General features: G+C 73.6%; 18 protein-coding genes. 11 read left to right on the top strand and 7 right to left on the bottom strand.

Features of this window, described 5'->3' with window-relative positions:
* Nucleotides 1–106 precede the first annotated feature (106 nt).
* Both ACZ402_RS13125 and ACZ402_RS13130 read right to left on the bottom strand, forming a co-directional pair.
* The gene (locus ACZ402_RS13125) at nucleotides 107–1,750 is read right to left on the bottom strand and encodes a nucleobase:cation symporter-2 family protein (protein ID WP_375823371.1); all 1,644 of its coding nucleotides are present in this window, start codon (nucleotides 1,748–1,750) and stop codon (nucleotides 107–109) included.
* 184 nt (nucleotides 1,751–1,934) lie between these two features.
* Nucleotides 1,935–3,299: an 8-oxoguanine deaminase gene (locus ACZ402_RS13130; RefSeq protein WP_375823370.1), complete on the bottom strand. Its 1,365-nt coding sequence runs from the start codon at nucleotides 3,297–3,299 to the stop codon at nucleotides 1,935–1,937.
* A gap of 236 nt (nucleotides 3,300–3,535) precedes the next feature.
* Between ACZ402_RS13130 and ACZ402_RS13135 the strand changes: the two genes are divergently transcribed.
* Nucleotides 3,536–4,750, top strand: a complete 1,215-nt coding sequence (locus ACZ402_RS13135; protein ID WP_375823369.1) for a cation:proton antiporter — start codon at nucleotides 3,536–3,538, stop codon at nucleotides 4,748–4,750.
* 72 nt (nucleotides 4,751–4,822) lie between these two features.
* On the opposite strand, the gene ACZ402_RS13140 is transcribed toward ACZ402_RS13135, so the two are convergent.
* Nucleotides 4,823–6,157, bottom strand: a complete 1,335-nt coding sequence (locus ACZ402_RS13140) for a ricin-type beta-trefoil lectin domain protein (RefSeq protein ID WP_375823368.1) — start codon at nucleotides 6,155–6,157, stop codon at nucleotides 4,823–4,825.
* 228 nt (nucleotides 6,158–6,385) lie between these two features.
* Nucleotides 6,386–6,961, bottom strand: coding sequence for a TetR/AcrR family transcriptional regulator (locus ACZ402_RS13145; protein ID WP_375823367.1), 576 nt, complete (start codon nucleotides 6,959–6,961; stop codon nucleotides 6,386–6,388).
* 103 nt (nucleotides 6,962–7,064) lie between these two features.
* Between ACZ402_RS13145 and ACZ402_RS13150 the strand changes: the two genes are divergently transcribed.
* The gene (locus ACZ402_RS13150) at nucleotides 7,065–7,907 is read left to right on the top strand and encodes an alpha/beta fold hydrolase (protein ID WP_375823366.1); all 843 of its coding nucleotides are present in this window, start codon (nucleotides 7,065–7,067) and stop codon (nucleotides 7,905–7,907) included.
* A gap of 67 nt (nucleotides 7,908–7,974) precedes the next feature.
* On the opposite strand, the gene ACZ402_RS13155 is transcribed toward ACZ402_RS13150, so the two are convergent.
* Nucleotides 7,975–9,252 (bottom strand): NYN domain-containing protein, encoded by a 1,278-nt coding sequence (locus ACZ402_RS13155; protein WP_375823365.1) that lies wholly within the window; start codon nucleotides 9,250–9,252, stop codon nucleotides 7,975–7,977.
* A gap of 178 nt (nucleotides 9,253–9,430) precedes the next feature.
* On the opposite strand from ACZ402_RS13155, the gene ACZ402_RS13160 reads away from it, so the two are divergent.
* The 3 genes from ACZ402_RS13160 to ACZ402_RS13170 are packed head-to-tail and all read left to right on the top strand — an operon-like array spanning nucleotide 9,431 to nucleotide 11,936.
* Nucleotides 9,431–10,765 (top strand): MFS transporter, encoded by a 1,335-nt coding sequence (locus ACZ402_RS13160; RefSeq protein ID WP_375823364.1) that lies wholly within the window; start codon nucleotides 9,431–9,433, stop codon nucleotides 10,763–10,765.
* Complete coding sequence (locus ACZ402_RS13165) at nucleotides 10,762–11,355, top strand: sugar O-acetyltransferase (protein ID WP_375823363.1); 594 nt, start codon at nucleotides 10,762–10,764, stop codon at nucleotides 11,353–11,355. Before ACZ402_RS13160 ends, ACZ402_RS13165 begins: the two co-directional genes overlap by 4 nt.
* Before the next feature lie 2 nt (nucleotides 11,356–11,357).
* The gene (locus ACZ402_RS13170; RefSeq protein WP_375823362.1) at nucleotides 11,358–11,936 is read left to right on the top strand and encodes a TetR/AcrR family transcriptional regulator; all 579 of its coding nucleotides are present in this window, start codon (nucleotides 11,358–11,360) and stop codon (nucleotides 11,934–11,936) included.
* A gap of 16 nt (nucleotides 11,937–11,952) precedes the next feature.
* Here ACZ402_RS13170 and ACZ402_RS13175 read toward each other — a convergent pair whose 3' ends face one another.
* The gene (locus ACZ402_RS13175; RefSeq protein WP_375823361.1) at nucleotides 11,953–12,507 is read right to left on the bottom strand and encodes a GNAT family N-acetyltransferase; all 555 of its coding nucleotides are present in this window, start codon (nucleotides 12,505–12,507) and stop codon (nucleotides 11,953–11,955) included.
* Nucleotides 12,508–12,550: 43 nt separating this feature from the next.
* Nucleotides 12,551–13,249, bottom strand: a complete 699-nt coding sequence (locus ACZ402_RS13180; RefSeq protein ID WP_375823360.1) for a hypothetical protein — start codon at nucleotides 13,247–13,249, stop codon at nucleotides 12,551–12,553.
* 172 nt (nucleotides 13,250–13,421) lie between these two features.
* On the opposite strand from ACZ402_RS13180, the gene ACZ402_RS13185 reads away from it, so the two are divergent.
* From ACZ402_RS13185 to ACZ402_RS13210, 6 genes are read left to right on the top strand one after another with little or no spacing between them, the layout of a single operon-like run.
* Nucleotides 13,422–15,707: a carbon starvation CstA family protein gene (locus ACZ402_RS13185; protein WP_375823359.1), complete on the top strand. Its 2,286-nt coding sequence runs from the start codon at nucleotides 13,422–13,424 to the stop codon at nucleotides 15,705–15,707.
* The gene (locus ACZ402_RS13190; protein ID WP_375823358.1) at nucleotides 15,704–15,937 is read left to right on the top strand and encodes a YbdD/YjiX family protein; all 234 of its coding nucleotides are present in this window, start codon (nucleotides 15,704–15,706) and stop codon (nucleotides 15,935–15,937) included. Before ACZ402_RS13185 ends, ACZ402_RS13190 begins: the two co-directional genes overlap by 4 nt.
* Nucleotides 15,938–15,955: 18 nt before the next feature.
* On the top strand, nucleotides 15,956–16,417 hold the full coding sequence (locus ACZ402_RS13195) for a hypothetical protein (RefSeq protein ID WP_375823357.1): 462 nt from the start codon (nucleotides 15,956–15,958) through the stop codon (nucleotides 16,415–16,417).
* A gap of 5 nt (nucleotides 16,418–16,422) precedes the next feature.
* Nucleotides 16,423–16,953: a hypothetical protein gene (locus tag ACZ402_RS13200; RefSeq protein ID WP_375823356.1), complete on the top strand. Its 531-nt coding sequence runs from the start codon at nucleotides 16,423–16,425 to the stop codon at nucleotides 16,951–16,953.
* On the top strand, nucleotides 16,946–17,605 hold the full coding sequence (locus ACZ402_RS13205) for a hypothetical protein (protein WP_375823355.1): 660 nt from the start codon (nucleotides 16,946–16,948) through the stop codon (nucleotides 17,603–17,605). Before ACZ402_RS13200 ends, ACZ402_RS13205 begins: the two co-directional genes overlap by 8 nt.
* Nucleotides 17,606–17,633: 28 nt before the next feature.
* A complete protein-coding gene (locus tag ACZ402_RS13210; RefSeq protein ID WP_375823354.1) occupies nucleotides 17,634–17,852 on the top strand; it encodes a hypothetical protein in 219 nt (72 codons plus the stop codon).
* Nucleotide 17,853 lies beyond the last annotated feature (1 nt).

A 17,853-nucleotide genomic window follows, 5' to 3' on the forward strand; every position in this document is an offset into this window, starting at 1 on the left:
CGAACCAAACACGCCGGGCACGACGGCGCCCCGCACCCGGCGCGAGGGGGTCGCTCGGGTGCGGGGCGGCGTCGGGCACGACGCTGTGCCTGCTCGGCAGGTGCGTCTACGGGGTCGCGGTCCGCGGGAGCGGGGCGACCGCGTGCTGCCGGGGAGTCGTGCTCTCGCCGTCGGCGGCACCACCCGCGGGCGCCGCCTCGGGCGCCGGGGAGGGCGCCCCGTCGACCTGCTGCTCGCCCGCGACGGGCGCGGGGTTCGCCGCGGGCTCCGCCGGCGGGACCGTGTCGGTGGCCGCGGGCCGACGGGTCGAGCCGTTGATGACGCCGTCGTCCTCGAGGTCGTCGAGGTCGTCCTCGTCCACCGCGCTCGCACCGTGCTCCGCGCCCGCGGCGAACACGGACGGGTCGGGCGGGTTGCCGAGCTTGACGTGGTTGAACAGCAGGTTGAGCAGGATCGCCATGACCGCGGCGGAGCTGATGCCCGAGTGGAAGATGATGCCGAACCACGTGGGGAACTGGTCGTAGAAGTCGGGCTTGGCGATGGGGATCATGCCGAACGAGATCGACGCCGCCACGATGATGAGGTTCATCGGCCGGGAGTAGTCGACCTTCGCGAGCGTGCGGATACCCGAGGCGGCCACCGAGCCGAACAGCACGACGCCCGCACCGCCGAGGACCGGCGTCGGGACCGCGGCCACGACGCGGCCCAGGACCGGGAGGAGGCCGAGGACCACGAGGATCGCGCCGCCCGCCGCGACGACGAACCGCGACTTCACGCCCGTGATGGCCACGAGCCCGACGTTCTGCGCGAACGCCGACTGCGTGAACGAGCCGAAGAACGGCGAGACGACGGACGACGCCATGTCGGCGCGCAGACCGTTCGCGATGCGCTTGCGGTCCACCTTCGTGCCGACGATCTCGCCCACGGCGATGATGTCCGCCGTCGTCTCGGTGAGGGTCACGAGGATGACGATGAGCATCGAGATGATCGCGGCGATCTCGAACGTCGGGGCGCCGAAGCCGAGGAACGACGGGAAGGCGGCGACCGGGCCGTCGCCGACGCCGGAGAAGTCCGCCTTGCCCAGCGCGAGGGCGATGAGGGTGCCGACGACGATCGCGATGAGGATGGACAGGCGCGAGATCGTGCCGCTGCCCACCTTCGACAGCAGGATGACGATCGCGAACGTCAGCGCGGCGAGGCCGATGTTGCTCACCGAGCCGTAGTCGGGCGCGCTCGCGTTGCCGCCCATCGCCCAGTTGGCCGCGACGGGCATGAGGGTCAGCCCGATCGTCGTGATGACGACGCCCGTGACGACCGGGGGGAAGAACCGGATGATCTGCGCGAAGAACGGCGTGATGAGCAGGCCGACCGCCGACGCGACGAGCACCGCGCCCAGCACCCCGGGGATCCCTCCCCCGCCGTTGACGATCGCGACCATCGTCGACACGCCCGCGAACGACACGCCCTGCACGAGCGGGAGCTGCGAGCCGAAGAACGGGATGCCGAGCGTCTGCAGGATCGTCGCGAGGCCGCCCATGAAGAGGGACGCCGCGACGAGCGTCCCGATCTCGGCCCCGGTCAGCCCGGCGGCGCCGCCCACGATGAGCGGTGGGGCGATGATGCCGCCGTACATCGTGAGCACGTGCTGGAACCCGTACCCGAACGTCGACCCGATGGGCAGCCGCTCGTCCTCGGGGCGTACCGGACGACGTTCTGCGCCGTCCGTGGCCCTCGTGGCTCGCGCGTTCATAGCGGACCTCCTCGTCAGCTATCGTTCCGCTTGGCGGAAAACTACTTCCACTATTCGAACGCCGAGTGTGACGTGTGTCAAGTCCCCTCCGGCAACTCGCACGTGGCCAGCGCGAACACCCCCGCGAGCTGTCAGCACCTCGTCGTCCTGGAGCGCGACCACGTGCTGACAGCTCGCGAGGGCGTCAGCCCGCGACGAGGCGGCGGGCTGCGGCCGAGTGCTCGGCGACCAGGGCGCCGAGGTCGAGGTCCGGGATCGCGCCGTCGACGACGCGCCACTCGCCGCCCACCATGACGCGGTCCGCGCGGTCGGCGCCGCACAGCAGGAGCGCGGCGACCGGGTCGTGGGAGCCGGAGAAGCGCAGCTCGTCGAGGCGCCACAGCGCGAGGTCGGCCTGCTTGCCGACGGCGAGCACGCCGACGTCGTCCCGGCCCAGGACGCGTGCGGAGCCCCGCGTGCCCCAGCCGAGCGCGCGCGTCACGGGGATGTCGGCCCCGTACCTGAGTCGCTGGAGGTAGAGCGCCTGGCGCGCCTCCAGGATCATCGTCGAGGCGTCGTTCGACGCCGAGCCGTCCACCCCGAGCCCGACGGGCGCGCCCGCGTCCTCGAGCTCCACGGCCCGCGCGATCCCGGACGCGAGGCGCATGTTCGACGTCGGGCAGTGCGCGACGCCGGTCCCCGCGGCCCCGAGGCGACGCACCTCGTCGTCGTCGAAGTGGATGCCGTGGCCCAGCCACGCGCGGTCCGTGAGCCAGCCGACCGACTCGAGGTAGTCGACCGTGCGCAGCCCGAACCGCTCGCGGCAGAAGTCCTCCTCGTCGATCGTCTCGGCGAGGTGCGTGTGCAGGCGGACGTCGAGGTCCTCCGCGAGCGCCGCGCTCTCGCGCATCGCGTCGGTCGTCACGGAGAACGGCGAGCACGGCGCGAGCGCGATCTGGACCTGCGCCCCGGCGCCGCGCTCGTGGTGGCTCTCCACGAGGCGCTGCGAGTCGGCGAGGATCACGTCCAGGCTCTGCACGACCGACTGCGGCGGCAGGCCGCCGTCGTCCTGACCGAGCGTCATGGACCCGCGCGTGAGGGTCGCGCGCATCCCGAGCCGCTTGACGGCGGCGACCTGCAGGTCGATCGCGTCGTCCAGGCCGGCCGGGAAGACGTAGTGGTGGTCGGCCGCCGTCGTGCAGCCGGAGAGCAGCAGCTCGGCGAGCGCGACGGTCGTCGCGAGCTCGTGGTCGCGCGGCGTGAGCCGCGCCCACACCGGGTACAGGCGCTGCAGCCAGGGGAAGAGCGGGGCGTCGGCGACCGGCCCCCAGGCGCGCGTGAGCGTCTGGTAGAAGTGGTGGTGCGTGTTGATCAGGCCGGGCGTGAGCACGTGCTGCGACGCGTCGAACGTCTCGTCGACCGGCGCCGACGGCTGCGCTCCCGCCGAGACGACCTCGGCGATCACCCCGTCCTCGACGACGACCCCGCCGCGCGCGTCCGGCGCGTCCGGGGCGTCGTCGGCGGTGAAGACGCCGAGCGGGTCGCGGACCCAGGTGCGGGTGCTGGTCATGGTGCCTCCTGGTGGCTCGTCGCTCACCGGGGCGCGGCTCCGGCGCCACGGTGCGCCGGCTCAGTGGTCCTGTCTGCCGATCCAGGTGCCGCGGGACCCGCGGCTGGGCCGACCGTAGGCCGGGCCGCGACGGACCGTCAACCCCGGCGGACGACGCCGCGGGCCTCCGCCGCGCGCGACCTGCGGCGCTGCGGGATCCTGGGACCCGCCGCCCGCCGACACCCGGAGAACCGCCCGTGAACGTCTACGCCCCGCTCGTCCCGGTGTTCGTCGTCGCGCTGCTGGCGCCGCTGCTCGCAGGGCTCATGCCGGCGCGGTCGCGCGTGCCGCAGGTGGTCGTGCTCCTGCTCGGCGGCATCCTCATCGGCCCGTCCGCGCTCGGCCTCGCGACGCCCGCCGACGTCACGCTCCTGTCCGACCTCGGCATGGGGTTCCTGTTCCTCCTCGCCGGGTACGAGCTCGAGCCGAACCTCCTGCGCGAGCGCGTCGGGAAACGCGCCGGGGCGGCGTGGCTGACGTCGCTCGTCGTCGGGGCGGCCCTCGTCCTCGCCGTCGTCGGCCACGACTCCCCGCACGCGGTCGCGGCCGGGGCGATCGCGCTCACGACCACCGCGCTGGGCGTCGTGCTCCCGATCCTGCGCGACGGCGGTCAGCTCGGGTCGCGGCTCGGGCGCACCGTGCTCGTGGTCGGGGCGGTGGGCGAGCTGGGACCGATCGTCGCGATGGCGGTGCTGCTCGGGACGCGCGAGAGCGGGGTCGCGGCGATCCTGCTGGTCCTGTTCGCCGTCGTCGCGATCGCGCTGTCCGCGCTCCCGGGCCGGCTGGGGCGCCTCAAGGCGCTCGGCGGCGACCGCCTCTTCAGCGCGGCCGAGCACGGGACGGGCCAGAGCACCCTGCGCCTCACCGTGCTGCTGCTCGTCGCGCTGCTCGCGCTCGCCGCGGGGCTCGGGTTCGACGCGGTGCTGGGCGCGTTCGTCGGCGGCATGGTGCTGCGCCGCTGGGCGCCCGGCGACGTCGAGGCGCTGGAGAAGAAGCTCGACGCGGTCGCGTGGGGCGTGTTCGTTCCGGTGTTCTTCGTCAGCTCCGGCATGGGCCTGGACATCGACTCCATCGTCGCGTCGCCGCTGCTGCCGCTGACGTTCTTCGCGCTCATGGTGGTCGTGCGGGGCGGGCCGGTGCTGCTGTGGTTCCGGCGCGAGCTGCCCACGGTCGAGCGCGTCCAGACCGCGCTCTACGCCGCGACCGCGCTGCCGCTGCTCGTCGCCCTCACGGAGATCGCGGTCGAGCAGGAGGCGATGACGTCGCGCGTGGGCGCGGCGCTCGTCGGCGCGGGCGTGCTGTCGGTGATCGTGCTCCCGATGGTCGCGAGCCGCCTCGGCCCGCGACCCACGACCACCGCCGACACCACGGACGCCAGCGACCCGCCGAGCGGTGCACGTACGCACGAGTGAGGCACCCCGGGGTGCACCCTTCGTGCGCACGTGCAGCGCTCGACGCGGGCCGTCAGGCGAGCGGGCAGGACGTCAGAAGGTCCACTGCTGGTTGGTCGAGCCGTGGCAGTCCCAGATCACGAACCGCTGGCCCTCGTAGAGCGGGTTGCCGCCCTCGGCGTCGAGGCACTTCCCCGCCTGCGGGTTGCGCAGCGTCCTCGCCCCCGCGTCGTAGGTCCACTTCTGCGCGTTCGTGCCGTTGCACGTCCAGAGCTGGACCGCCGTCCCGTTCGCCGTGCCGCTGCCGCTCACGTCGAGGCACTTGCCGAGCGCCCTGATGGTCCCGTCGCTCCCCCGCGTCCAGGACTGGGCGACGTTGCCGTTGCACGGGACGATCTGCACGCGGTTGCCGTCGTGCGTCTGGCCCCACGGGACGTCGAGGCAGTACCCGTTCGTGATCCGGATCGTCCCGGTCCCGGTCGGGAGGCTGCCACCGGGGTTCGGGTTGGAGGTTCCCGAGCCGTTGTCGTAGACCCGGACGTAGTCCACCTTCATCTGCTGGGGGAACGAGGTCGTGCCGTCGGGGTACCCGGGCCACTGCCCGCCGACCGCGACGTTGAGGATGAGGAAGAACGGCTGGTCGAACACCCACGCGTTCGCGCCGACGCTCGCGCGCGTGACGCGGTGGAACTGCTGGCCGTCCACGAACCACGTGATCTCGCCCGGCTTCCAGTCGACCGCGAAGGTGTGGAAGTCGTCGGCGAACGACCAGCCCTGCGGGTGCTGGTACATGCCCGTGATGCCGGCGCCGCCCGAGTACCCCGGTCCGTGCACCGTGCCGTGCACGCGGTGCGGCTCGAAGCCGACGTTCTCCATGACGTCGATCTCGCCCGACGCCGGCCAGCCGACCCCCGGCAGGTTGCCGCCGAGCATCCAGAACGCCGGCCAGATCCCCTGGCCGCGCGGGATCTGGATGCGCGCCTCCACGCGCCCGTACTGCGGCTGGAACTTCCCCTGCGTCGTCATGCGGGCGGAGGTGTAGGACCCGTCGGCCTCGCGGCGCGCGGTGATGACGAGGTGGCCCTGTCCGTCGAGCGCCGAGTTCGCGCGCGACGTCGTGTAGTTCTGGAGCTCGGCGTTGCCCCACCCTCCGGCGCCCGTCTCGTGGTTCCAGCGGGCGGAGCTCGGGGCCGAGCCCGCGGCGCCGTCGAACTCGTCCGACCAGATGACGTCACCCGGCGCAGCGGTCGCGGCGGGGGCCGCGACGAGCGCCGCGGCGCTCACGGTGAGCGCCGTGACCGCGACCGCGACGACGCGGCGCGCGGTCTCGCCGACGCGCGGTGCCCGACGGCGTCGCGGCCGGCCGGGTCGTGGGCGGGCGCCCCGCAGGGGCGTGGGACGGGGTGAACGCTGACGTGCGAGGTCCATCGATCCTCCAGGTCCGGCGGCGGCTGCCGCCTGCGTCTCGCCACGGTGCGCGACGTGCTCTCGGCGCGACCCTGCACCGGGGCGGGGGCCGCTCCTCGGCCCTCCGCCCGCGAACCTACGGGGTGTCGGGCTTGTGAGCGAGCGCTCTCTCGGCGTGTCGTGGAATCGCTCCCACATCCCCCCTCGTGAACTGCAAGGCGCCGAGGCCAGGGTCCAGGCGCCCCAGGCTCAGGCCGTCGCCGGGACTGCCGCGTCGAGGATGGCCTCGGCCGCTCGGCGCGCCTGGCGCGCGACGTCGACGTCCTGCGTGATGGCCGCCGTCGTCTGCGCTCCCTCGGCGAGCAGCACGACCTGGAGCGCGACGTCGTCGGGCAGCCCCGCCTCGCGCACGACGTCACGGGCGTACCGCTGGAACGACTCCTTGTGCTCGCGCACGGCCGCGGCGACGGCGGGCGACGTCGCGCCGAGCTCGCCGAACGAGTTGATGAACGCGCACCCGCGGAATCCTTCCTCGCGGAACCACGCGTCGAGGAAGCCGAACACGGCGAGCAGCCGGTCGCGTGGTGTGGTCGCGCCGGCCGCCGCGCGGGTGATCCCCGCGTCCCACTGCTCGGTGCGGTGCCGCAGCACGGCGACCACGAGGTCGTCCTTGGACGGGAACAGCGAGTAGATGCGCTTGAGCGACACCCCGGCCTCGGCACGGACCGCGTCCATCCCCACGGACTGGACGCCGCGGGCGTAGAACAGCCGGTCGGCGGCGGCCACCACCGCCGTGCGTGCGCTCGCGTCATCGAGCATCGTCATCTCCTGTTCACGTCGCGCCACTTGCGCTGAGAACCATCGTTCTCTAGTGTAGCGACCACCGGGAGAACGATCGTTCTCTCGACTCTGCGAAGGGAGCACGGCCATGGGGTACATCACCGTCGGGCAGGAGAACTCCACCGACATCGAGCTCTACTACGAGGACCAGGGCACCGGCCAGCCGGTCGTCCTCATCCACGGCTACCCCCTCGACGGGCACAGCTGGGAGCTCCAGAAGCGCGAGCTGATCGCCGCCGGCCACCGCGTCATCACCTACGACCGCCGCGGGTTCGGCGCGTCGAGCAAGGTCGGCAGCGGGTACGACTACGACACCTTCGCGGCCGACCTCAGCACCGTCCTCGAGACGCTCGACCTGCGCGACGTGATCCTCGTCGGGTTCTCCATGGGCACCGGCGAGCTCGCCCGCTACGTCCACAACCACGGGCACGAGCGTGTCGCCAAGCTCGCGTTCCTCGCGTCGCTCGAGCCGTTCCTCGTCCAGCGCGACGACAACCCCGAGGGCGTCCCGCAGTCCGTGTTCGACGGGATCGCCGAGGCGGCCCGCGCCGACCGGTACGCCTGGTACACGCAGTTCTACAAGGACTTCTACAACCTCGACGAGAACCTCGGGAAGCGCATCAGCGAGGACACCGTCCGCGCGAGCTGGATCACCGCGATCGGGTCCGCCCCCGTCGCCGCGTACGCCGTCGTGCCCACGTGGATCGAGGACTTCCGGGCCGACGTCGAGGCGGTCCGCGCGGCCGGCAAGCCGACGCTCATCCTGCATGGCACGAAGGACAACATCCTCCCGATCGACGCGACCGGGCGCCGCTTCCGCGAGCTCGTGCCGGACGCCGAGTACGTCGAGGTCGAGGGCGCGCCCCACGGCCTGCTCGTCACCCACGCGGCCGAGGTCAACGAGGCGCTGCTCGCCTTCGTCGGGCGCTGATCACCGCGGCGGCCCTCGGGGCCCGGGCGCCGGGAGACCGGCGCCCGGGCCGTCGTCGGGCTCAGCGTCAGGCGACCGACACGCGGTAGTCGTCGGCGTCGTCGTCCCAGGCCAGGTCGACGGCGCCGGCGGCCTGCGCCGCCTTGCAGAACTGGAGGAAGCCGCGGTACCCGAGCGCCTTCTCGCTGAAGTCGGGGCGCTTCTTGCGGATCGCGTTCTTCAGGCCGGACAGGACGGTCGAGCCGCCCTCCTCCCGGACCACGTCGCGCACGAGCGCGAACGCCTGGTCGGTGTCGCCCTGCGCGGGCAGCGACACCTCCGGGTCGCCCGTCGCGGGTCCCGGCGCGAGCTCCACGAAGCTCCGGTCGGCGAGGAACCGCAGGAACTCGCCGAAGTTGCGGAACCCGTAGTCGGCCTCGCTGAACGTCGGGTCCTTGCGCAGGAGCGTGCGCTTGAGCACCGACGCGGTGACGGGTCCGCTCGTGGACGCCTCGAGGTCCGCGAGCGTCTGCGCGACGCGCACCTCCATGGGGACGTCCTCGCCCGACGGCGCGTCGTCGTCGCCCTCGGGGGTCGTCGCGGCGAGCGCGGGCTCGTCGGCCGGCTGCTCGACGGGCGTCGTCTCGCCGTCGACCTCGGCGTTCTCGGTCACGACGGGCTCGCCCCGCCGGGACGAGCGCCCGACGGCCTCGCCGAGCTCCGCGAGCGCCGCCGCGGCCGGGGTCTCGACCTCCGGCTCGGCGATCTCGGTCGCCTTGCGACGTCCGGACGTGCGCCCGCCGGAACGCTTCGCCTTGGCCCCGCCCGACGCCGTCGCACCGGACGTGCGCGAGCCGCGGACCGAGCGGGGCTCCGGCTCGTCCGGGACGTCGACGCCCTCGAGCCGGTCGTAGAAGAGGAACTCGTCGCACGCCGGCGGCAGGAGGCGCGACGTCGACTTCTCGACGCCCACGCCGATCACGCGCTTGTTGAGCTCGCGCAGCTTGTGGACGAGCGGGGAGAAGTCGCTGTCCCCCGTGCACATGACGAACGTCGAGATGTAGTCGCGCTCGAACGCCATCTCGATCGCGTCGACGACCATCTTGATGTCGGCCGCGTTCTTGCGCGACGCGCCCATGCGCTGCGGCATCTCGATGAGCTCGACCTGGTGCCGCGTGAGCGAGCGCCGGTCCTCGTCGAAGTACGACCAGTCGGCGTAGGCGCGCCGCACGACCACCCGCCCGCGCACCGCGAGCGCGTCGGCGATCGGGCCGAAGTCGAACGTCATGCCGCCCAGGTGCTCGCGCGCGCCGAGCGCGAGGTTCTCGTAGTCGATGAAGACGGCCAGGCGTTCCTCGGTGTCCATGCCCGCCAGCCTAGGTGCAGAGGCCGCCCCCGCCCCGCCGAACCCGGGTTCATGCGGTACCGCCCTCCGCCGAACCCGGGGTTACCCCCCACCTCGACGCCGATCTGGCGAACAACCCCGGGTTCGGCATCGTGAGCAGATGTGTACGAGCGTACGCATCGTGCGTACGATCGTCCGCATGTCGTCTCCTCCTCCCGTGCGGCCGGCGCCGGACGTCCGGCGGGCGCGGGTCGCCGTCGCCGCGCTGTTCCTCACGAACGGCGCGCTGTTCGCGAACCTCGTGCCGCGCTACCCCGAGATCAAGGCCGGGCTCGACCTGGGAAACGCCACGTACGGGCTCGCCGTCGCGGCGTTCCCCGCGGGGGCGATCACCGCCGGGCTCGCGGCCGCGGCGCTCGTGCGGCGCTTCGGGTCGGCGCGCGTCGCCGTCGCGGGCACGGTGCTCACCGCGGCCGGGCTGCTGCTCGCAGGCCTGGCGCCCGCCCTGCCGCTTCTCGTCGTCGCGCTGTTCGCGGCGGGCGCGACGGACGCGTTCACCGACGTCGCGCAGAACGCCCACGGCCTGCGCGTGCAGCGCCGCTACGGCCGCTCGATCATCAACGGCTTCCACGCGCTCTGGTCGGTCGGCGCCGTGGTCGGCGGTGGCATGGCCGCCGCCGCGATCGCGCTCGACCTCCCGCTCGCCGTGCACCTGGCGATCACCGGCGCGCTGTTCTCCGTCGTCGCGCTCGTCGCCCTGCGCGCGTGCCTGCCCGGGCTGGACGGCGAGGTGCCCGACGGCGTCGCGGGCGAGGCCGGGACGCTCACCACCCCGGGCGCCCCGACCAGCACCGAGGCCGCCGCGGCGGGCGCCGCCGCGCGGACGTCCCGCACGCGCACCGCCGCGGCCCTCGCCGCGCTCGTCCTCGTCGCCGTCGCGGGCACGCTCGTGGAGGACGCGGGCAGCACGTGGGCGGCGGTCTACCTCTCCGGATCGCTCGGCGCCCCGGCGACGCTCGCCGCCGCCGGGTTCGTCGCGCTCGTCGGCGCGCAGTTCGTCGGTCGGCTCGTCGGCGACCGCCTCGTCGACCGCTTCGGCCAGCGCGCCGTCGCCCGGACCGGGGGCGGGCTCGTGCTGCTCGGCACGGGGCTCGCGCTCGCGTTCCCGTCCGTCCCGGGCACGATCACCGGGTTCGCCGCCGCCGGGTTCGGCGTCGCGACCCTGGTCCCCGCCGCGATGCAGCAGGCCGACGAGCTCCCGGGACTGCGCGCGGGCACGGGGCTCACGCTCGTGTCGTGGCTCATGCGCCTCGGATTCCTCCTGTCCCCGCCGATCGTCGGGCTCGTCGCCGACGCCACGAGCCTGCGCGCCGGGCTGCTCGTCCTGCCGCTCGCCGGCCTCGTCGTCGTGCTCCTGGCCGGGGTGCTCGCCCCGCGCCGGCGCTCCACGGGCCGACCGGGCCCGGCCGGCCACGACCGGCATGATGACCACGACCGCCGCACGACCGCGCCCGAGGAGGCCACCACCGCATGACCACCGACTACTTCGCCGGCGACGACCGCACGAGCTACGAGCGCATGGCCGCGGGCGACCTGTACGTCGCCGACGACCCCGAGATCGCGCGCGGCGTCCACCGGGGCATGGTCCTCGTCGACGCGTTCCACCGCGCCGTCCTCGACGGCGACGGCGACGACACCCGTGCCCGCGAGATCCTCGCCGACCTGCTCGGGTCGCTCGGGGAGGGCTCGTGGGTCAAGCCGCCGCTCGCGGTCGACTTCGGCAGCAACGTGCACCTCGGAGACCGGACGTTCGTCAACTCCGGGCTCACCGCGCTCGACGTCGCGACGATCACCGTCGGCGACGACTGCCTCCTCGGGCCGAACGTCCAGCTCCTCACGCCGACCCACCCCGTCGACCCGCAGCCCCGGCGCGACAAGCTCGAGGCCGCCGAGCCCATCACGCTCGGCGACAACGTGTGGCTCGGCGGCGGCGTGATCGTGTGCCCCGGCGTGACGATCGGCGACAACACCGTGGTGGGCGCGGGCTCCGTCGTGACGCGCGACCTGCCCGCGAACGTCGTCGCGGTGGGCAACCCGGCCCGGGTGATCCGCGAGAACATCTGACCATGAGCGCCCCCGCGGCCCCGACCGGGCCGACCCCCCGCGCCCGCCGCCACGACCCCGAGCGCCGCGACCGCATCATCGACGCGTGCCTCGACGTCGTCGCCGAGCACGGCGTCGCGGGCACGTCGCACCGGCGCGTCGCGGCCGCCGCCGACGTCCCGCTCGGGTCGATGACGTACCACTTCGCCGGGATGGACGAGCTGCTGCGCGAGGCGTTCGGCCGGTTCGCGCGCGACGCCGCCGCCCAGTTCGAGCGCCGCATGAGCGACGCGCGCACGACCGAGGAGGCCGTGCAGGCGGTCACGACGCTCATCACGCACGACGTCTTCGCGACGCAGCGCGACCTCGTCCTGTCGCACGAGCTCTACACGCTCGCGGCGCGCGACCCGGCCTACCGGACGCTCAGGAACGACTGGATGCGCCGCAGCCGCGACGCGCTCGGCCGCCACTTCGACCCCGCGACGTGCCGCGTGCTCGACGCGTTCATCGAGGGCATGACCATCCACCGCGCGCTGGACACCGAGCCGCACGACGACGTCGACGTCCTCGGCGCGGTCCGGCGCCTCACGCAGGTCCCGTGACCGGCGGGCGACCCCGTCAGGGGGTCGTCACGTCGAACAGCTCGCAGGTCGTGCCGTAGTAGGCGTCGGTCGTGCCGCGGTGGGTCATGCCGATCCGCCGGCACACCGCCTGGGACGCCGCGTTGTCGGGATGCGTCACCGCGACGACCCGGTCGAGACCCCGCTCGAACGCGTGCGCCAGGACGGCGGCCGCCGCCTCCGACGCGTACCCGCGGCCCCACACGTCGGGGTGGAAGTGCCACCCGATCTCCGTGTCGCCCGACGGCTGCAGCGGGTCGCCGGTGCCGGACGCCGGGATGGGCTTGAGCAGGATGGTCCCCACGGGCGCGCCGTCGGGCAGCCCCGTGCCCTCGCCCTCGCGCGGGACGACCGCCCAGACCCCGTGCGTGCCGTCGTCGGCGGCCGCCCAGCGCTCGACCCGCTCCAGCGCCTCGTCGCGGTGCTCCAGGACGCGCGGCGTCACGCCGACGAACCGCATGACGTCCCAGCGCGAGTAGATGTCGAGGACGGCGTCGGCGTCGTCGGGCTGCCAGGGGCGGAGGGTGAGCCGGGGCGTCGTCAAGGTCTGCATCGCCCCAGGCTACGAGGCCCACAGGTGCCCGGGGGCCGCGGCGTCAGACGATCTTGGGGAAGGTCGCGAGGAAGACGACGCCGACGACGAGCACCACGCACGCGAGGCCGACCATGGCCCAGGAGGCGCGCTCGGAGCGGAACCGGCCCGCGAAGGCGCCGAAGAACAGCACGAGCGCGAAGAGCACGGTCGTCAGCGTGTAGTTGTCGCCCCGCTGGTTGTTGACGAGCGCCTGCGCGAAGAGGGCGTCCGCACGCTCGTCGGCCTCGACCGCCTCGACCGCGCCCGGCGGGACGTACACGTCGAGCGCGAACGGGCTGGGCGCGGCGTCGGGGTTCTGCAGGGGACGCGACGCGAGCCACTCGTCGAACGCCGGCTGGAAGTGGGGCGTGAACCGCGCGCGCGTGAACTCCTCGAGCTCGGTGTCCCCGGTCGCGTACGCCTCGAGCCACAGGCCGAACACCTGGAGGTCGATCGACCGGGCGGTGTCGGCGTGCGCGCGCTGCGTCGACGCCTCGATGCGCTGGGTCGACGCGCGCGAGAACGCGATCGACATCTCGCCGCCCCACTTGCTGGCCTCGAACCCGCTCCAGGCGGTGAGGACGGCCGTCACCGCGAGCAGCACGACGGTCACGGTCTCGCGCCACGAAGGGCCCGCGTGCTCGCGGTTCTCGGCCTGCTCGCCGTCCGCTGCCTGCTGGACCTGCTGGACCTGCTCGACCTGCTCGCCCTCGTCGGCCACGGCAGGACCGTAGCCCGCGCCGTGGATTCGCGCGCGGCGGGCGCCGTTCGTCGCACGCGGGCCACCGTTCGTCGCACACCTCGACCGCCGGTCGACGTGACCTGGATCACCCCCGCGCGGGCTCCCTAGCCTTCCGAGGTCGGACGCAACGACGCGACCCTGGAGAGGCTCGATGACGACAGACACCCGCGCGGCGCGGAACGCCGCCCCCGACGAGCCGGAGATCGTGCCGGACCCGTCGCTGCCCCCCACGGCGGTGCCCGAGGACCGCACCCGGACCCGCTGGACCCCGCAGAAGGTCGCCCTCTGGGTCGCGATCTCGCTGCTCGGCGGCATCGCCTGGGTCATGCTCGCGGTCGTCCGCGGCGAGACGGTGAACGCGATCTGGTTCGTGTTCGCCGCCGTGTGCACGTACCTCATCGGGTACCGCTTCTACTCCAAGGTCATCGAGCGCTACGTCACGCGCCCCGACGACCGCCGGGCGACGCCCGCCGAGTCGCGCGAGGACGGCAAGGACTACGTCCCGACCGACCGCCACGTGCTGTTCGGCCACCACTTCGCCGCCATCGCCGGTGCGGGCCCGCTCGTCGGCCCGGTGCTCGCCGCGCAGATGGGCTACCTGCCGGGCACGATCTGGATCATCGTCGGCGTCGTGCTCGCCGGCGCGGTGCAGGACTACCTCGTCCTGTTCTTCTCCATGCGCCGCGGCGGGCGGACCATCGGCCAGATGGCGCGCCAGGAGCTCGGGCGCGTGGGCGGCACCGCCGCGATCGTCGCGTCGCTGCTCATCATGATCATCATCGTCGCGATCCTCGCGCTCGTCGTCGTCAACGCGCTCGGCGAGAGCCCGTGGGGCGTGTTCTCCGTGTCCATGACGATCCCGATCGCGCTGTTCATGGGCGTGTACCTGCGCTACCTGCGCCCGGGCAAGATCACCGAGGTCTCGGTCATCGGCTTCGTCCTGCTGCTCGCCGCGATCATCGGCGGCGGCTGGATCGCCGACACCGCCTGGGGCGCCGACCTCTTCACCCTCGACCGCACGACCATCGCCGTCGGCGTGATCGTCTACGGCTTCGTCGCCGCCGTCCTTCCCGTGTGGCTCCTGCTCGCCCCGCGCGACTACCTGTCGACGTTCATGAAGGTCGGCGTCATCGTCGTCCTCGCCGTCGCGGTGATCGTCGTGCGGCCGGAGATCACGGTGCCCGCGATCAGCGAGTTCGCGAGCGGCGAGACGGGCCCGGTCGTGTCCGGGGCGTTGTTCCCGTTCCTCTTCGTCACCATCGCGTGCGGCGCGCTGTCCGGCTTCCACGCGCTCATCGCGTCGGGCACGACGCCGAAGCTCGTCGAGAAGGAGCGCCAGACGCGCTTCATCGGCTACGGCGGCATGCTCATGGAGTCGTTCGTCGCGATCATGGCGCTCGTCGCCGCGATCTCGATCGACCGCGGCATCTACTTCGCGATGAACTCGTCCGCGGCCGCGACCGGGGGCACCGTGGAGGGGGCCGTGGCCTTCGTCAACGGGCTCGGCCTCATGGGCGTCAACCTCACGCCGGACATGCTCACGTCCACGGCCGAGGCCGTCGGTGAGCCGTCGATCGTGTCCCGCACGGGCGGCGCCCCCACGCTCGCCCTGGGCCTCGCGCACATCATGCAGCAGCTCGTGGGCGGCACCGCGATGATGGGCTTCTGGTACCACTTCGCGATCATGTTCGAGGCGCTGTTCATCCTCACCGCCGTCGACGCCGGCACGCGCGTCGCGCGCTTCATGCTCCAGGACACGATCGGCAACGTCGTGCCGAGGTTCCGGGACGTGACGTGGCGCCCGGGGGTGTGGTTGTGCACCGCGATCATGGTCGCCGGGTGGGGCAGCATCCTCTACCTCGGCGTGACCGACCCGCTCGGCGGCATCAACACGTTCTTCCCGCTGTTCGGCATCGCGAACCAGCTCCTCGCGGCCATCGCGCTCGCCGTCGTGCTGGCGATCGTCGCCAAGCGGGGGCGCAGCTACCAGCGCTGGCTGTGGATCGTCGCGGCGCCGCTCGCGTTCACCGCGGTCATCACCATCTGGGCGTCGATCGAGAAGATCTTCTCCCCCGTGCCCGCGGTCGGGTACTGGGCCAACCACAACGCGTTCAAGGACGCGCTCGCCGCGGGCGAGACGTCGTTCGGCACGGCCGGCTCGGTCGAGGCCATGGAGGCGGTCGTCCGCAACACGTTCGTCCAGGGCACGCTGTCGATCGTGTTCGTCGTCCTCGCGATCGTCGTCATCGTCGCGTCGGTCCTCGTGACCGCGAAGGCGCTGCGCGTCGGCGGCGGCACGAACCACGAGGACCCGCCCGTCGCGTCGCGCCGCTTCGCCCCGGCCGACCTCGTCGCGACGAAGGCCGAGAAGGCGATCCAGAAGGAGTGGGCGGCGCTGCCGCCCGAGAAGCGTCCTGCCGCGACGGGGCACCGGTGACGGTGCGGCAGGGCACGCAGGGTCCCGCCACGACGGTCCGCGCGACCGTCGTGGCGGGGCTCCGCGCCGTCCGCTGGTACGTGCGGCAGGTCATGGGCGACGACGCGTACGCGACGTACGCCGCGCACCAGCGCGCGGTGCACCCGGGCGGGGTCGTGATGACCGAGCGCGAGTTCTGGCGCATGCGCCACGCCGAGCAGGACGCCAACCCTGGCTCGCGCTGCTGCTGACGGCCTACGCTCGGCGCCGTGCTCCGCGTCCCCCTCGACCTGCTCCTGCCGCGCGTCTCGACCGCCGACGTCCGGCGCTGCGTCGCGGAGCTGCCCCGCCGCGGGCAGGAGGTCCGGGTGCGCGTGCGCGGCGACGCGCTGGTCGCGCGCCGCTGGGCCAGCGGTGCGCACGCGAGCGGCCACAGCGTGCTGCGAGCCCGTCTCACCCAGGAGCCCGACGGCGTCCGGGTGCGCGGGGCGGTCGCGCCCAGCGGGCTGGACCTCCTCCTGGTCGCGATCTGGCTCGCCGCGGCCGCCGGGCTGGCGACGCTCGGCGCCGTCTACCAGAACGGTGTCGCGTGGTGCGTCGCGCTCCTCCCCCTCGCGTTCGGCGCCGTCTTCGCCGCCTGGCTGCTCGGGGCCGCACGGTCCGGTCACGCCGTCCTGCTCCGGGCGCTCGCCGGCCTCGGCGAGAGTCCCGACCCGGACCGGCTACGGTGACGGGCGTGGCCCGCACTCCCGTCCCCGTCACGCTCGACCCGCCGCGGGGCCAGATCCCCACCGTCTCGGTCGTGCTCGCGACCGACCCCTCGACCGCGGCCGGCTGGGTCGCCGAGGCGTTCGGCTCCCAGCGCTGGAAGCGCCGCGCCTCGGACGCCGCCCACCGGGCGGGCGCCGCCCTGTGGGAGATCGGGGGCGCCGGTCGCGCCTTCTTCCTCGACGACCTCGACGTGCTGCGCTGGATCACTCCGCGCGCGACGGCGCTCGTCTCGCACGGCCGGGCCGTCGCGACGGTCGGCCCGCTCGACCCGGGGACGGGCCACGCTCCCGCCACGACCGTCGCCCTGTCCCTGGTCGACGGCGCCTTCTCGTGCCGCGAGAGCCTCGGCGCCGTCGCCCGCGGCCTGTGCGACCGTGCCGTCCGCGCCGGGGTGCTGCACCCGGACGACGTCCCGGTCTGGGCGAACGCCGTCGAGATCCCCGCCGGGTCGCCCCTGCACCCGGCCACGGGACGACAGCTCTTCCGCCGTGGCTGAGGCGACGGCCGGGCACGGGACGGTCCCGCCCCTGGTCGAGCTGGCCATGGGCGACGCCGCGAAGCGTCAGGTGCTGCGCTCCAACATGGCGCTGATCTCGATCCTCGCGCCGCTCGTGGGTCTCGCGCAGCTCCCGGCGGCGATCGCGAGCGGCAACCTGGCGCTCGCCCTCGGGTTCCTCGCCTTCGCGCTGTCCATGATCCCGCTGACGTACGCGATCGGGCGTCGCATGGTCGACCGCGCGCGGATCGTCCTCGGCGACGGGACGTACACCGTGCACGGCTGGGGCCGGACGAAGCGGTTCACGGTCGCGGACGTCGACCGCGTCGTCACCGTGGACCGCATGGCGTTCGGGATGGCCGGGGCGACGCACCACCTCATCGTCGTCGCCCCGACGAAGCGGCTGCTCCTGCTCGTCGGGCAGATGTGGGACCGCGACCAGCTCTCGACCGTCGCGCTCGACCTCGCGCGCCGCGGCGTCCCGCTCACACCCTGGCACCAGCCGGTCACGCCGGCCCAGCTCCGCGCGTTCGACCGGCGGCTCGTGCCCTGGACGCAGGCCCACCCGGTCGCGCTCGCCCTGCTCGTCGGGCTCGGCACGCTCCTCGTCCTCGTGGTGCTGTTCGTCGTCCTGGTCGCGATCCTCGTCTGAGCGTCGCGAGGACGTACCCCTGGAGGGCGTGCGGTCCTCAGGCTTCTGCGCGTGGGGCGCGACGGAGAGCGCCACCGTCGCGCGGGTCCGCGCCGAGATCCTGACGGTCACGCGCACCAGGCGCGGGCCGACGTCGTGCACGCGCGCGACCGTCGTCGAGCACGGCCTGGCCGCCGAGCGGCCGACGCCGCTGATCCAGGACGACTGGTCGACGGCCGAGGCGAGGACGCCTCAGGGCGGGACGTGAC

It is taken from the genome of Cellulosimicrobium sp. NPDC030954 (assembly GCF_055571305.1).